Raw genomic sequence first — 16,439 nt, 5'->3', positions numbered from 1 at the left:
TAGAGACACATAGTGATCATATAATCAACGGTATCAGGGTGTCCGTTAAAGAAAAAAAGGTTAATCATAGGGATGTTAATGTCCTGTTTTTTAATAGAATAGATTATGAGTCAGAACAATATTCTGAAATAACAAATATTAAAGTTGATAATGAAGGAAATTTGAGTAATTATCCTAAGAATTTTTTAGATGAGTGGAATAACCAGCTACTAAAGTTGATTTGATATGGATGTTTATTTCAACGAACTATCTTTAGGGAATAGCGTTATTTTAAAGGATAAAATTGACGAAGGGATGATTCAATTTATAAAGACGTTTCAATCTTCTTCCAAATATGGGTTCACAAAGATTCGATTTCCAACGGGATTAGATGAAATATTTATTTCCGAGGGATATTCTATAAAAAACTGGATTTATGAGGGTAGAGGTGATGATTTACGAACTCTCTTATTAGGTGTTTCTGTTAAACCATTTATCGATGAGGAAAGGGAAGAAATAGTATCGGAATTCATTGATACTAAGGTTGAAGTTGAGCTTGAAGACAAATCACATAATATTTCATTGGGTATTTTCGGTGCTTATTTATCGCAATCGATTACTATCGGATTCGTTTTTCAAAAGTACTGGGAAAGAGTCATATTTGCAATTCGAGTATATAATGGTGATGAAGTAGCTTCAAATGAAACTATACAGAATATTTATTCGCCTAATTCAATTCAGCAATTTGACATAGAAACGAAGATTTACTTGGCTTTAAAAAAAGAGATTGAGTCTATGGAATATTTCATTCATAAAATTTCGAAATTCTTTCCTCAATTATTTTTTTGTGAAAATGCTAAAGAACAACTATCTAGAATTTCTGTTGGTGATATGAGATTCAATAATTTGCTTAAAAAGTTGATTCGTCTTAACGCAAAAGTATCTAGTTGGTTAGATGGTTGGTTCGATTTTAAAAATTTAGGGATCGAATGTTCTCCAGATTCACCAGAAAGAATTAGAAAAACTTTGGATAAAAGAAGTTTTTTGTGTCCAGATGGCATTATCAGAGTTTTTAGTTATCATCTAAAATGGAGTATAGGAAAGGATGAAGTTAGGCTATATTTTTTCCCAGATCCAGAAAATCGAAAAATTTATATTGGATACATTGGAAATAAAAGCGGAATGGGTTTTTAAGAAAAAAAAATCAAATTTATTTATAAGGAAATTTCAACAGTAACAAGCTATTGCTCCCCTGCGTTAGGGATCGACCGAGCGCCCTCGTCGAGGGAGAGCCCGATCCCTCACCACTTTGTATGCAAAGTGGTGAGGGAAACGCCATTATCTTTAAAATCAAGTCAGAGGACCGGGTTGGTCGAACCATTCGCAGCGACCCATAGGGAGCGAGAATGCGAGTTTGGCGATTAGCCAAAACTCGTCTGGCCCGAAGGGACACTGTGCATCTGTTGTCACACCAGTGGCATGGCAGAGTAGCTACGTTCGGTCGGGATAACCGCTGAAAGCATATAAGTGGGAAGCCCACCTGAAGATAAGATCTCCCTGAAGAGTCCAGGCAGACGACCTGGTTGATAGGTCACAGGTGTAAGTTCAGTAATGGATTCAGCCAAGTGATACTAATCGCTCGATCGGCTTGACCATATTACAATTTGCATGTGCTTAACATGCAAGTATAGATTATAGCGTTGTTTGTTTTACTTTGTTCTGTTTGGCGGTCAGCGCCGAAGCACTTCGAAGCTACAGCCCGAGGCTCACGCTTCGAGTGCAAAGCTCGCAGTCGCAGCAGTGCTGCTTTTTGCTCCGCCGGCTTTCCCTCATCGGGGTTGATGAGAATCAATCGTGGATGGGGTAAAGAGGATGGAACCTTTGTCGTATAGAGTTGAAGAAGAGTAAAAGAAAAGAGAGGCCTTATGTCGAAAGATGTAAGGCTTTTTTTGTGTCTGGAAACAATTCGTAAATTCAATCTGGCACCCAAGTCAGAATGTCTTTCTGACGGAGGCGGAGCAGGATTGCGAAGCTCGCCAGTCTGAACAGGATGTTCAGCTGGCAGGAGTCAGGAAAGCATTCTGTTGCTTTTTTTATGTTTGGGGGGAATGAAGTCTGCTTATTGGCGAATTTATTTTATGAGGAATATCCAAGAAAATATTCTACTGGTGTTCACAGAAAGTGCCTTGGAAAAATGAACAAATGATACCACCTACAAATATAAATTACAACTTACGGTAGTTGGATTGCCATTAGGTTTGAAACTTCTCAACAAACGGAAAGGGTAACTCAATATTCAAATGAAAAAAACCATCTTGGATGAAAGCACTGATTTTACCATTGAGCTTATTGACCCTTAACTTGGCTGCCTTTGGTAGAATATTTAAGTTGGTATGATTTATTTTTGATTGATTCGTTTGTGAGATTGAAATTGTAGATTCCAAATATGAAATCGTCCAATTCGATTCATTGATTCCATATTTTAAATCATTGGTGCAGATTTCATTGAAAAGATAAAACAAATTTATCGGTAAATCCCCTTGGATCGAATTAATTTTTTCCTGAAAAATATTACCAAGCAAAAACTCAGGAATGTTAAACTCTACTTCACGTCCAACGTCCGAATATCGCCTCAGTATTGTTATATTTAATCCCACAAAAAGATTCGTATATGTCAAATTCAGATCTTCAATAAAAAGTAAATGATTTCGTAGGGAACGAATCATTTGACTGGTTCGATTGTAGATACCATTGATAAAATTTTTTGGCAACTGTTGTTCTTTTAGTTCCAAATGATTTTCTAAATATACATGAACGTCTGTCAATTCACTACCTAAACTATCATGCATTAGGAGCTGCAATTCTTCTCTTTGTTGTGAAAGAGCCTTTTGTTTTTCCTGCAATAATTCTAATTTAAGTTTAGAACGATTTTCCAAGGCAATAGTAAAAAATCGGCTCAGTGCAAGTGCTTGAAAAAGAACAAACAATAGAAAACCAATAATGAGAAAAATTCCACCTTCAATTCCAAACAAATTTAAGATAATTGCGAACAGACAAAAAGATCCAAGACCAAGCAAGCTGATCGCCATAAGAAAAAAGGATCTTCTCTCCGGCAGTTTAAAAAACACAAAGTACGTAGCTTGTATGATAAAGATGGGTAAATAAATTACCGCATAATAGATATTTGCGATAGCTAATAATTTTGGACTTATCAATGCGATTAATGTTGAAACAATCGCACCTAACCAAAAAAATAAAAAAAGATAGGGACTGATTCGTTTTGGGAAGAGACTGTTAAGAAAATACATGACGGAAAGTAAAGATATTACATTCACGAAATGAAGGAAAAGTCTTTGTGTATCCCAATCAATCTCCGAAATAAAAAATTCATAAAGTTTAGTGTTGTGAAAAGGCAACCGAAGCAAAAAAGTAAAACATACAAAAGAAAAGAAAATAAATGGTTTATTGTCTCTGTTTAGTAAATAGATAAAAAAGTGATAAATCATGGATCCAAATATCAATCCAAAGATGACAGCGTCAAAAATTACATTTTTGATATAGTGTTTGTTGATTCCTTCATTTGTTCCAATGAGGAACTTTCCGCGTGGTCCCCCTTGGACGGAACTGACATTTGCAATTTGCAAAACAATTTCAATAAATTCTGAATTAGAATAAAAACTAAACCTTGTATCTTTCCGAGAAGACTTTATTTTGTCTAAATCTTCGGATACAAATCCTACGTGGGCCATCTCAGTTCCGTTGATCCAAATCCTCGACGAACTAAATAGGTGAGGATAAAAAATGGAAAGATACATATTCTTCTCGGGAACTTTTATGATTGTTCTGTAGGTAGCATATCCATAAGGAGAAAATTGATTTTTTCCAGTGTTGAATTTTGTCCAAGGGCGAAACTGATTCACAATCAAATCTGGATTTTTCTCTGGATAACGAAAGTTTGTTGGTATTCTCACCTCATCTGAAAAATCGCTTTTAGGTGAGGAGAATGTTGGTCCAAGGAGTGACATCCAATAAAATTCCCAATATCCTTCCACAGAATGAATTTCAAAATTCGGTATTTTAGATAAGTCAATGTAGGCTTGATTTTGAATTGGAATTTGATCCGACTTTAATGTAGTGCTTTCTTTACAAAAACTGAGAAATAAACAAACTCCGAGTAGAAAGGCCCATACATTCCCTTTCATAGAAGGGAAAGCTTTTGTGCTTTGAGTGTGAGCTCTACTCGGTTGTGTACCATAAGTTTTTTATAGATTGATTTTACATACCCGTGGACAGTATGTTCGCTTAACAAAAGTAATTCGGCTATAGAAGATATCTTTTTTCCTTTTACTAGTAATTGCAAAATTTGAGTTTCGCGATCAGTCAAGGATTCTTCCTCGTTTGTTTTTACCTTGCGAAAACTTGAAAACACCCGAAGGGCAATCGTTGGTGTAATGGTTGCCCCACCACCTTTTACAACTTCGATAATTTCCCGAATCCTTCCGATATCAGATTTCAAAATATATCCAAGTGCCCCATTTTTAATAGAATTAAAAATCATTTCATCAGAACTCATATTGGTAAGCATAATTACTTTGATCTTGGATCCAGACTCATTCATTTTTCCAACCACATCGATTCCAGTCATTCCAGAAAGCATAATGTCTAAAAATAAGATATCTAAAGATTCGATAGCCGGATCTTTAAAAAAATTTTCTGCAGATTCCCAGGTTAATACAGAATCAATTTCCGGTATAGATTTGAGTCGTTCTTTGACTTCATTTAAAAAAAATTCATCATTTTCTAAAATACCAACAGTGATGGATTTTTTTCTATCCATTGATTCCAACTAGGTCTTTTGAGTGGTTGAGCAAGTCTTGGTTTGGAACCAATCCATCTTCGTCTAGGGAAAATTCTTTTTTGATCTTTAAAAGAAAATACATATCCACTTCGCCCTTACCTTTAGCCTCGATCTTTCCCCGGTATTCGCAATCAAAAAAATCTTTGATCTTGTTATAGGTTTCGCCAGATATATTTATTTTTCCAGGTTTGCCCGAAGATTCCATACGGCTTGCTGTGTTGACTGTATCTCCCCAAATATCGTAAGTAAATTTATTATTACCGATAACACCTGCTGTCACAGGTCCTGAATGAATCCCAATTCGCAATTCCCAGAATGGAAGACCCAAAGCTTTTTTTATCTCACTCATCTGGAGCATAAAGGATCGAAATTCTAATGCCGCCAAACAGACATCAATTGGATGAGAGCGATTGGAAATGGGAAGACCTCCCGCACACATATAAGCATCACCAATCGTTTTTAATTTTTCCAAATTGAAATGATTGGAAATTTCATCGAACTGACTGAAACAACCATCTAATTCCTGAACTAACTCTTCCGGAGATAGATTTTCTGAAATTTTTGTAAATCCCACAAAATCTGTAAAAAGTACTGAGACAGATTCGAAATACTGAGGCTTAACCTGATTGGTTTCTTTCAACTCGTTTGCAACAGAAGACGGAAGAATGTTGAGGAGCAATTTATCCGATTTAGATTTTTCTTTTTCCACTTCCTTGTAAAGTTTGGAACTATAAACAATTCCAGCCAACTGTTCACCTAATATTGATAAGTATGTTATCTGCTCTTTGTTTATAAAAATTTTGCCAACATTGTAAAGATTAATATAACCAATCGGCTTATTCTGAAGAATCAATGGGATAACGAGTATAGACTCAAACTTTAAAATTTTATGTATAATCTCTTCCTCTGGCGATAAAGCTGATTGTTTTATCCTTTGTGCAAAGATCGGTCTATTGTATTTAAAGGCTATTGCATGAGTTCCTAGACTCTCTTTTAATGGGATTTTTAGTTTTTCTATAACTTCTCTTTCTTTATGGGAGACAAAATCTGGCATAAGGGAATGGGCATAAATAAGATTCTCTCCTAGATGATCTAATGTCGATAGCCCATGATATTCGATATTATAATTGGATCTAATATATTCGGAAACTTTTTTCATAATCGTATTTAAATTTAAATCTTCATTTAAACTTTTAATAAGCAGATTTAGTTGTTCGGTGATTTTTTTTTGCTTTTCAGATTCTAATTTAGCATTGTTGGCTATTTCTTTTTCCTTTTGAACCAATGCGATTAGATGATTATTATCAATCGCTCCAGAAATTTGTGAACAGATATTTGATATTTTGGTTATATCATCCTTATCAAGGTTCATGGAATCCTTAAAATTCGTAAAACTTAGCAATCCAATACATTGGCTATTCCTCATCAAAGGAACGAGTAAAAAAGAATCAAACCCAACATTTTCTGCAATTTCTTTATCGATTTGATATTTAAATTTTGGTATTTTATTTAAATAGAAAGTTTTTCCCCTTTTATATACTTTGTAAATAAAACCTCCTTCTTCTTTTATAGGAATGATTTTATGGTTCAAATATTCTTTAACATGATCATCCACACTAGCAAAAAATCTAAACCTACTCACTGAAAGAAATTCCTTGCTTTCGTTTGGTAACAAAAGCCAAGATCCTAATATTCCATATTTATTAAATAGAAGAGAACTGAGTTCTTCCAGAATCGAGTCTAAATCTACCTGTGAATTTATTTCATGAGTAAAATGGTTGAGTTCTAGAATTTCTTGTTTTTTGGATTCCAGATCCTTGGTTCGGATGTTAACTTTCTCTTCTAGTTCACTTGATAATTCTTCGCTCGTATTGAATGCATCTCCTATTCTATGAGCGAGGGCACCCGCTTGGGCAAAAATAAAAAAGAACAAACCAAAAGGTAGAATTAAGCCAAATCCAATTAAAAAATTATGGAAAATTAAGTCGTTCAATCCCGCAAAAAAATAAGCAAAAAATCCAAGTAAAATTAGTTTCGCTCCTTTACGTTTTAAACGAACAGCTTTCAACAAAACGAAGGTGATATAAACCATCGCAAATATAACAATTAAATGAAAAACAAATAAAGTTGAAGTAAATACTTTAATCGGTGTTAATAGAACTATTGCTATAAAAACACTTGGTAAAATGATAAATGTTTTTCGAACTATCGTTGTGAATTCTAAAGGGAAAAGTGAATTTAAAAACAGAAAAAACGGAGGCACAAGTGCATAAAATCCAAAATACTCCATTCTTAGTAACAAAGAAAAAGGAAGGTCTGGAAACATTTGCATAAACAACCTTTCACCCGTGCATACAAGTCGCAAAACCATCACTAGACAAAGTAGTCCAAACCAAAGAGCGGATTTATCCTTTTTCCTATAGATAAACAGAGAAAAATGATACAGAGCAATAATTAGAAGTACACCAAACAAAAATATTTGAAGAAATGTATTCATATTTTTTTTTGCAATGATTTTTTCTGCGATATCTAGGGTAACAGGTGTTTGGAATCCCCCTTTTTGATGGATATGATTAGAAACAATCATTGTGACAAGAATTGAATTTGTTTCGTAATTTTCTATGACTCCGTATTGGGGTATATAGATTGCTTTTTCTAAATTTTGTTCTGAGGAAGGAGAGCCATTTTTTGCAACTAACTTATCATTCATGTACATCGTATAGGCGGAACCTTGGCCATCATAAATATGAAAACCCAAAGGTTTAGAAGATTCTGGAAGTAAAACTTTCAAACGAAAAGTCGCAAATCCATCTGATCCTATGGATTCGTTGTTTACGATTGATCCGTTCCAAGCGTTTGGTACATTAAAATATTTTTTATCTGAGAGTTCTTCCCTCGTTTCACTTGCTGTAGCTATCTTGATGTCTTTCATATTCTGTGGGTCACGTATTTCTTTCCAAAAAAATTCCCATTCCCCACTCAGCTCGATACTTCCCTGTTTTGCAAAATCCCATTCTTTCAGATCTAAAACTCCTTTTATGGCTTTGGGAGATATAATATTATCATTGTTAAGTTGCGGAATCGAATCTTCAACGACATTCGTTTGCGATTCTATCGTTATCCAACCCATAAAAAAAAGTAATATATAAAGTTTAGAGATGTATTGCAAACATTGCAAACCTGACTTGCCCGATGGTAATTTATTGATAAGTTTTGATAACATCATTTTGATAAGGATGTTAAGGTTTAAAATTTTTTAGTTTTGTCAATTTATAATTCACGAATCTTTACCCCCTGTTCAGGGGGGTAAAGTAACTGAGTTGATGGATATATATAATTGAAAATAGGAAGGAATTTCTAGAAGATCAATCGCGCGAAATGAGGAATTGCGATTTCAGTCTGGGTCAGGATTTACAATTTTGTAAAGTGTTTGGTAAAACTTTTCAATGTACCTTTCCACATTTGTTGGATTTCCATTTTGGATTTTTCATCACTTGGTCTTGGACATTTTTGACAACTGCGCGAACAAAGGATGTTCTTACGGATAGAGAACTGATTTCCAAAACTTCCATGGTTATTTTTCTTACAACTAACTCACGTTTAATGGCATTGGAAATGACTTCGATTGCTTCCTCTGTGGTGAGGTGAAGGTTTCGAACAAGAATGCCTTTGGATTCTTGGATGAGTTTTAATTGAATTTCGCTAAGGGGCATAATTAGGTTTGATCGTTATAATTCCATTCCCCCAAAATTAAATCAATTCTCTTCTGGTCTCTCATTTTAACTTCAAAGCAGTTACACACCAACACCGAGATCCAGAGGATCGTTTCGGGTGAAATTAGGTCTACTTTCCCGCGTAAGGGATCTGGAGGGCTTGGTCCGAAGGACGGAAGCGAGAGCGCACCCCGAAAGAGCCCGACCCTTCCAGATTCTATTTCCAATACTCCAATCAAATTGGGAACGCCCAAATTCACAAAATTTAGTTAGAGGACCGTGCCCTGCGATTGATTTGATGGGCCGACCGGGAGATAAAGATAACTATATTTTCTAATTGGAAACCGTTACTTCTTTTTTGAAATGAAAGGTATAATCTACATACGTGTTATGTGATCTTTCGGTTGGTGGTGGAAATTCCCAGGAACCAATTTCATTTTGAATGCATTCGGTTAGAATGTTTGAGGAGAAATCAGAATGAATGAGTTCTATTTTGGTTGGATCTCCGTCTGGTTCTATCTGCCAATCAAACTGAATTTTGCCTTCCTCTAGTGAGGGTTTAGTTTTTAAATATTCAAGATAACAATTTTGAATCTTATTTTTGTGTTTGGTGATGGTTAGATTCACTTCTCGTTTATGATAAGAAGTGAGACCTCGTGCATCTACTTGGTTTGGTGTTCGAGAACGGGAATCATTTTGGGAGATTGGACGTAGGAAAAGGAGATATACTACGGTCCATAGAAGGGTTGTTACCGTAACGAGAAGGATTTCTTTTTGGAATGGAATGGTTTTTTTCATTTATTTTCTAATAAAGACAGAGGCGGCACCGGAAGATACAGAAGAGTTATCCGAACTTGCTGTTGGCCCATTCGTAATTGTAGTTTGATTGCTATCCTCTTGGGGTACTCCAACAACGATTGTATCTAAAGAAAGCGCAATTACATTTCCAAGTCGGTCATCCGTATCAGCATTTGGTGCTTTGAGATATGCATTCAAGGCCCAATTGGATCCTGTCCTTCCATAAACAAAGATTGCGCCAGACCGAGGTGCAGAATTATCGATGTTTATCGTTTGTCCATTTGTAACTGTCCTCTGGCCGCTATCTTCAAAAATAGTACCGACAGCAATCGTATCTCCTTCAATGGCTAATGAAACGCCGAAATATTCGTCTGCTTTTGCGTTTGGTGCTTTGAGATAAGCTTCCTGGGTCCAGGTAGAACCCGTCCTCTTGAAAACATATGCCGCACCTGCATTGGTTGAGGAGTTATCTGAACTCGCAGTTTGCCCGTTAGTGATTGTGATCTGATTGCTTGCTTCGGCAAAAGCACTGACAACGATTGTATCTTTTGAGATAGCAACATCCTCGCCAAATTGATCCCCAGCTTCTGCATTGGGCGCTTTGAGATAGGCCTGTTCAACCCAAGTGGAACCAGACCTTTGGAATACATATGCGGCGCCAGCATTGAGAGCTCCGTTATTGCTACTTGCGATTCCGCCATTTGTAATGGTGATCTGATTGCTATCTTCGAAATTGGCACCTGCCACAATGGTGTCGCCTGAAATGGCTAATCCTTTTCCGAAAAAATCTTGGGTTTCTACATTAGAAGGTTTGATGTAGGCCTGTTGGGACCAGGTGGAACCCGATCTTTGGAATACATAGATGGCCCCAGAGTCAGTAGACGAGTTGTCCCCGCTTGCCGTAGGACCATTTGTAATGGATGTTTGGTTACTGTCCTCCAAATAAGATCCCACAACAATCGTATCACCAGAGATCGCTACAGGAAATCCAAACTGATCACTAGCTTCTGCGTTAGATGGTTTGAGATAAGCCTCTTGGGCCCAAGTGGAACCCGACCTTTTGAATACATAAACTGCACCGGAATTAGACACCGAGTTGTCCCCGCTTGCCGTAGGACCATTGGTAATGGTCGTTTGATTACTATCTTCCAAATTGGCACCAACGACAATCGTGTCTCCATCAATCGCGACGCTGACACCGAATTGGTCACTTGCTTCGGCATTGGGTGCTTTGATATATGCTTGTTGGCTCCAAGTGGATCCAGTCCTTTGGAATACATAAACGGCACCCGCTAAACCCAAAGAGTTATCGCTACTGGCACTTTCTCCATTCGTAATTGTAGTTTCGTTACTTGCTTCACCGATGGCTCCAACAACAATCGTATCTCCAGATATGCCAACTGCAGTTCCAAATTGATCCGAAGGATCGGCATTAGGTGCTTTTAGATACGCTTGGCTTTCCCAAAGTTTGATAGGAGTTTGGATGCGGAAGCCACAATACGGCACGGGACCTTGCGCGGCAGAGGATAAAAGTAAGGTCGAGAGATAACTATCGGATTTCGGATCACAGGGATGATTCAATGTTAATCGCTGGCAATTGATAGACATAAATATTGTGAACAGAGCCAAGATGCTTGGTACCGAAACCAAGTGTAGTTTGAATTTTGTCATTTTTGTGAATTGCTTTGAATTCATTTCTTTTGGATTAAAATGATTAACATTTGTTACTAAAATTTTTGAAATGGAACCAAGTCATGCAAGTTTTTTTTCCTAGTTTCTAGAAAATGGTCACTAACCCCTTATCCCCAGTTGTTTTTTCCAACTTTTGGCATTGGCCTTCCCATAATTATATCCAATCTCTACCAGTTCGTGGAATTTTTTCCAATCGAAAAGACCATATTGCTCTACTGGCAATTCAGCAAAAATATCTGATTCAGCCTTCGCTTTGGCTTTTGCCGCATCTGAGGCAACAAAAGTAGCACGCATGAGTAAACTCAAAAGGTTTGGGACGTCTTTTTGTTTTTGTGTTTTGCCAATGATTCGTTTGAATAACATTCGAAGTGCTGAAGGTAAGGCCCCCGAATTATTTTCTTCATAGATGGCACTGAAGACTTCATCTGCAGTGGAATCACCTTCCGAAGAGAGCGCCACAGAGATCACAAAATCGGCTCCCTTCTCGCGCATCACAGCTCCTGGAATGTTATCGAGCATGGCTCCATCAACAAGCAGTTCGTTTTTTTCGTAGAACGGTGGTAAGATTCCTGGAATCGATGCCGATGCACGTAATGCTTTCCATACAGGTCCACGATCGAAGATCACTTTTTGGGATTTAGTGAGGCTCGTGGCTACAGCAAAATACGGTAACCATAGATCTTCGATCATTCGATTCCCAACAAAATTTTTGATTACAGTGTTGAACTTTTTACCTCGAATGAGAGAGACCGTTGGTATCGTATAGTCATTCAAAGTTTTTTTGTCGCTCATAAGAGCTTTCGCGACACGTTCTAATTCGGGAGCATGATAACCCATTGCATAAATACTTGCCATAAGGGCACCTGCACTTGTGCCTCCAATCATGTCGATGGGTATGTTTTCTTCCTGCATGGCTTTTAGAAGTCCGATATGGGCAAGGCCTTTTGCACCACCACCGCCTAATGCGAATCCTATGGAACGTCCTGTAATGAAGCGAGTTAGACTTTCAAATCCATGATTACTATATGTGCGGATATGCCTGACTGAATCTGTTTTTCTGATTCGTGTTAGGTTTGCGGTATTGGCTGGTTTTTCATTTGGATCAGAATAAAGTAAAACAAGTTCGCGGGTTGGACCAAGGACTTCTTCTGAATCGCCTAGAAAACGGATTTCTTCTGCGGTAAGTCCACCAGTTCTATGCGCCTCACTTAACAACAAAATGCGATTGGTATGGTGTAGAATTGTTTCTGTCCAAAGTTTGTCCTAAAAGTCAGGGCAAAGGATTAGGAATTCATGGGAATCCTGCATTTGATACAGTGATTCGAGTAAGTCTGAAACGGCATATTCTCGATTGCCAAGGCGTTTTTTAAAATCGCGACTTTCGATGATTGCGGTGCGTCCAAATTTTTTTAAAGCTTGTGAAAGGTTTTGAGCAAAATTACGAGCAGAAAGATCTTTCTGTAAAGGGAAGAGTGTAATGATACTCCTTGCTTGTTTGGGCATTCGTTTGCCCATCCGATCGTTTGAGAATCGTTCTGCGATCAGTTTGGTAATCGCATACATGCTGGGTGGATGTTTGGAGAAAACGGCTTCAAATGCAGCTGTGCTGATTTTCACTATCTCACAGGAGAGTGTTGCAACAACTGTGGCGGTCCGCGGTTCCCCAGTGAGAAGGGCGATTTCACCAATGATATCACCTTTGGAAAAAGAACCAGTAGAGACAATGGTGTTCTCAAGATTTCTCACTTCATACACAAGACTACCATTGACGACAACATACATTCCGTCGGCTTTGTCGCCTTGGCGCATGAGAGTTTCTCCACCAGGTAAAAAGATCCATTCCATTTGAGGTTCAAGCTCAGAGATGAGTTTTGCACCCACGCCACTAAAAAGGGAAACTGTCGAAATGAGTTCTTTGATACGCCTCGGTTCAGGACGAAACACACTACGATGCAAAGCACGTGACCTACGACTGATCAGTTTAACGAAAGCCTTTAGTTCTTCCGAACGATCTTTGAAGGCTTTTTTGAATTCTTCACGACCAATTCTGTAGACGGTTCCTATCTGCTCTGAGATCACAGTGGCGTTCCTTGGTTCGTCTGTCACAAGAGCACCTTCGCCAAAACAACTGCCAGGTTTGATTTCACCCACTTTCTCTTTTTTTCCGTCTGTTGTTACATAAACGCTAAAACTTCCGGTTGCCACAAGATAGAGTGCATCCCCGTGTTCTCCTTGTTTGATCACAACCTTGTTCTTGGGAACTTTGACTTTAACGAACGACTTTGCTAGGTGTTCTTTTGTTTCAGGTGAGAGGTTCAGGAATAAATCAGTTCCTGTGATGATTTCTTTAATCGCTAGGGATGTTGGCTTAGAGAACATAATTGCATGATAACGGTTGTTCGGCGATAAATTCCCCATGTTAAATTGAGAAATGAATCAACGGAATCCAATGAGGATCATGCGAGACTGGGTAGTTTCATGGCGAATCTATTTTTTTTTAAAAAATTGGAAAAATGTAAGTTCAATCAAAGTGAAAGGAGAGAGGAAGAAGCCATTGTGATTTGACTGATTTGGGAGAGTGGGTTGTGCATTTGTGATTCCTTTTTGGAAAATTCACCTGATTCAAGTTAGGAGTGCAATTTTGGGAATCCAAGGAATTGGAATCAGATACCATTCGCTTGCAAAGATGGAAACAATATCTTTATTGATTCCGAAATTCCGAGAAAAACAAAACACATCCAGTTTTTTCAGTGAAGTCGTTTGGATCATTCTGCTTACAGTAGCCTCCTTTTTATTCCTGATTTTCGCGACAAACCCTGAGGGAATCCACGGAAATGCTGGTTTTTATATGTTATTTATATGTTTAACAGAGATAAATATGGCATTTGTAATAATATTTGACACGAATTGGGCAAAATTGTAAGCGTGGTGCTACTTGAAAAGGAGTATCAGATGAAAATGACAATCAACCTAATCTTGGCCATGCTATTTGCAACTAGCATAAGTGCCGAAACATTCACCGTGTTCATCCACGGGAAATCCAGTAAAAACCACGACGGTGTCGGAACTACCGATGTAAACAGCTATTGGGGAACAAACGCCAATGCGGTTTCAGGTTCCAAGGTTTTTATTGGCTACGACGGAAGTACTGATCCAAGGACATATGGAACGGCGAGAGCCCAAACCAATATTGCAACTGGCCTTACGAATTATTGTAAAGGAACAAATACGTGTAAGGTGGTTTGTCATTCAGCAGGATGTTATGCGATTGAATATTGGTTAGCAAATCTAGGTGATACAATCACTTCAAAAGGATTCAATATCACAAAGGTAACTGCTTTAGCGGCTGCTTCTGGCGGTTCTGAATTAGCAAATTTAGTTGGTGGATCTGGAAACGCAATGGATCGATCACTTGTCGTGACAACAGCTCGCGGTGCATACAATCACAACTTAACAGCTTCCGTTCTAGTGAATCATGTCCCAGGGTATAAAACTCGATTTGGTTCTTCGTTTATTTTGCCAGGTGCTGATGACTATGCAGTTGCATTCCACTCTTCTTGTGGATACAATCGTGCTGGTGGACTTGATAAGTGCCAAACATCCTTTGTCAGTGGGCAAACGACTTACACGCAGTATGCGGGTCACGTACGCGCACCGTCCTTAACAGCAGCTGGATTGAACAAAAATCATAGCGAAATTATGAACGAGGGTACAAGATAAAATTTGTAAAATTTGTAAGGGTTCGGCAAAACAAATTGTCGAACCCATAGATTTTTGAAAGAGAAAACCTTGATTAAATACTCTTCATACAAAATCTTTTAAGGAGAATTGGAATCGATCGAATGTTTGTCATAGGTATGTTCACTTCATCTTAATACCAATCATTTTTACCTTATTGATTAAGGATTCGTTCCTGAAGTTAAAATTACCGCTGGAGATGTACTGGTTCCGACAGTTCCGTTTGATGTTAAAATTCCATTCGATTGATTGATTGTAAATATTCCCGCGGTATCAGAATTAATATTCGTATTATATAAAAATTTGCCTGAGGGATCCACAGTGATCCCCAAGGGTCCAGTCCCTGTAGGGATCGTAGTTGGAGAAAATGGAAACAACTCACCTGTCTCGGGGCTTGTTGCAAACATAGAAATAACATTCGTATCTCGGTTCGCCATGTACAAAAACCGTCCAGTGGGATCTGTCGTTATGGCGCCAGAAACATTACCTGTGGTGGGTATTAAAGGGAAGACTGAACTCATGAACCCTGTATTTGAGTCAATTTGATAGGTCGAAAGATTACTATCAGTATCGTAAGCCACATATAAAGTTCTTCCATTGGCATGGAATGCCAATCTTCTTGGTCGGAATCCACTACCGATCGACTGAATTGGGTTTTGGCTCAAAAAACCTGTACTGCTATCAATCGGATAAGACTCAATGGCATTACCACTGTAATTGGCTCTATATAAAAAATTTCCAAATGGTTCGACTATAATTCCACTTGATGCATCTGTATGCGCCACTGTATTCACCAACAATAAATTCCCGGTCAGTGGATTAACAGAAAAAGTAGAATAGTTATAAGAGTTACTTACATAAAGTAAATCCTTTTTGGGATGGTAGACGATTGAAACTGGAGTACTCCCACCGCTCGGTACCGTTTCGACTAAAGTTAAGTTTCCATTGGTTTGGTTGATTGAAAATTGACTGAGATTGTTCGTGTTTCGATTTGCGACAGTCAAAAACCTTTGGTTAGGACTGATCGCCATCGATTCTGGTCCTCCTCCCGCTGCCACAAAACCTGTATTATTTAATACACCAGTATTCGCATTGATTGAATAGGAATTGATTAAATTCGATCCTACGTTTGCAACATAAGCATACTTAGGAATAAACAAAGATTTGATGACCAATGGGATAGTTGTTTGTTTGTTACTACTTTTTGCAGTGATGAAATATTTAGTTGAATCAATTCCTATGAGTGAAGTTCCCGAAATCGTACAATTTGACTCAGCTAAAATTAATCCTTGAGGAAGAGTGGGATTCGATTCGCAATGAACAATGGGTTCAGATGAAAATGGAGTAATTGGATTGATCGTTTCATTCTGTTGTATAATTAAAAAATCGGTGCCATAATGAAACCGAAGTGGGCTTAAACCAGAAAATATAGGGCATAAAAATGATCCGTCATTTGAACCAAATTCTAGTAATGCGGTAATCGCAAAACTTTTGCTCTCTGGATCACAAGTTGAGTTTAATTTTGTTGGAGCACAAAACAGATTTAAAATCAAATAAGAAATTATAATAAATATATTGACAATTATGGATTGATTCTTCACGACAAATTCCTGAATACTGAATACTGAATACTGAATTCTAATTCAAATTGAGGAACCTGT

General features: G+C 37.7%; 13 protein-coding genes (1 of these 13 cut by a window edge). 3 read left to right on the top strand and 10 right to left on the bottom strand.

Features of this window, described 5'->3' with window-relative positions:
* Window positions 1-224, top strand: partial view of an AAA family ATPase gene (locus LEPBI_RS12460; RefSeq protein ID WP_012389475.1) — the end only. Its footprint begins 862 nt before the window's first position; the window shows 224 of its 1,086 coding nt (coding positions 863-1,086); its start codon lies beyond the left edge, outside the window; its stop codon occupies window positions 222-224.
* A gap of 1 nt (window position 225) precedes the next feature.
* A complete protein-coding gene (locus LEPBI_RS12455) occupies window positions 226-1,173 on the top strand; it encodes a hypothetical protein (RefSeq protein WP_012476370.1) in 948 nt (315 codons plus the stop codon).
* A gap of 1,058 nt (window positions 1,174-2,231) precedes the next feature.
* Here the strand turns inward: LEPBI_RS12455 and LEPBI_RS12450 are convergent.
* The 9 genes from LEPBI_RS12450 to LEPBI_RS19145 all read right to left on the bottom strand — a co-directional run bounded on the left by LEPBI_RS12450 (window position 2,232) and on the right by LEPBI_RS19145 (window position 13,809).
* The gene (locus LEPBI_RS12450; RefSeq protein ID WP_012389472.1) at window positions 2,232-4,181 is read right to left on the bottom strand and encodes a 7TM-DISM domain-containing protein; all 1,950 of its coding nucleotides are present in this window, start codon (window positions 4,179-4,181) and stop codon (window positions 2,232-2,234) included.
* Entirely contained in the window at window positions 4,178-4,816 is a 639-nt protein-coding gene (locus tag LEPBI_RS12445) for a response regulator transcription factor (RefSeq protein WP_012389471.1), read from the bottom strand. Before LEPBI_RS12445 ends, LEPBI_RS12450 begins: the two co-directional genes overlap by 4 nt.
* Window positions 4,809-8,006 carry an adenylate/guanylate cyclase domain-containing protein gene (locus LEPBI_RS12440; protein ID WP_226992777.1) on the bottom strand — a complete coding sequence of 1,066 codons (3,198 nt, stop codon included), beginning with the start codon at window positions 8,004-8,006 and terminating at the stop codon, window positions 4,809-4,811. The genes LEPBI_RS12445 and LEPBI_RS12440 overlap by 8 nt, the downstream gene beginning before the upstream one ends.
* A 274-nt stretch (window positions 8,007-8,280) precedes the next feature.
* A complete protein-coding gene (locus LEPBI_RS12435; protein ID WP_012389469.1) occupies window positions 8,281-8,550 on the bottom strand; it encodes a hypothetical protein in 270 nt (89 codons plus the stop codon).
* Window positions 8,551-8,883: 333 nt separating this feature from the next.
* Complete coding sequence (locus LEPBI_RS12430; protein WP_012389468.1) at window positions 8,884-9,348, bottom strand: AgmX/PglI C-terminal domain-containing protein; 465 nt, start codon at window positions 9,346-9,348, stop codon at window positions 8,884-8,886.
* Window positions 9,349-11,043 carry an FG-GAP repeat protein gene (locus LEPBI_RS12425; protein WP_012389467.1) on the bottom strand — a complete coding sequence of 565 codons (1,695 nt, stop codon included), beginning with the start codon at window positions 11,041-11,043 and terminating at the stop codon, window positions 9,349-9,351.
* A 96-nt stretch (window positions 11,044-11,139) separates the two neighbouring features.
* Window positions 11,140-12,255, bottom strand: coding sequence for a patatin-like phospholipase family protein (locus LEPBI_RS12420; protein ID WP_226992775.1), 1,116 nt, complete (start codon window positions 12,253-12,255; stop codon window positions 11,140-11,142).
* 48 nt (window positions 12,256-12,303) lie between these two features.
* The gene (locus LEPBI_RS12415) at window positions 12,304-13,419 is read right to left on the bottom strand and encodes a cyclic nucleotide-binding domain-containing protein (protein ID WP_226992774.1); all 1,116 of its coding nucleotides are present in this window, start codon (window positions 13,417-13,419) and stop codon (window positions 12,304-12,306) included.
* A 243-nt stretch (window positions 13,420-13,662) separates the two neighbouring features.
* Window positions 13,663-13,809, bottom strand: coding sequence for a hypothetical protein (locus LEPBI_RS19145; protein ID WP_167530800.1), 147 nt, complete (start codon window positions 13,807-13,809; stop codon window positions 13,663-13,665).
* Window positions 13,810-13,992: 183 nt separating this feature from the next.
* Between LEPBI_RS19145 and LEPBI_RS12405 the strand changes: the two genes are divergently transcribed.
* Window positions 13,993-14,760 carry a hypothetical protein gene (locus LEPBI_RS12405; protein WP_012389464.1) on the top strand — a complete coding sequence of 256 codons (768 nt, stop codon included), beginning with the start codon at window positions 13,993-13,995 and terminating at the stop codon, window positions 14,758-14,760.
* A 179-nt stretch (window positions 14,761-14,939) separates the two neighbouring features.
* Here LEPBI_RS12405 and LEPBI_RS12400 read toward each other — a convergent pair whose 3' ends face one another.
* Complete coding sequence (locus LEPBI_RS12400) at window positions 14,940-16,379, bottom strand: lactonase family protein (RefSeq protein ID WP_012389463.1); 1,440 nt, start codon at window positions 16,377-16,379, stop codon at window positions 14,940-14,942.
* Window positions 16,380-16,439: the final 60 nt, after the last annotated feature.

Source organism: Leptospira biflexa serovar Patoc strain 'Patoc 1 (Paris)' (assembly GCF_000017685.1).
Taxonomy (GTDB): Bacteria; Spirochaetota; Leptospiria; order Leptospirales; family Leptospiraceae; genus Leptospira_A; species Leptospira_A biflexa.
Note: the sequence above shows the minus strand (reverse complement) of the source record. Positions and strands in the feature narration are given on the sequence as shown.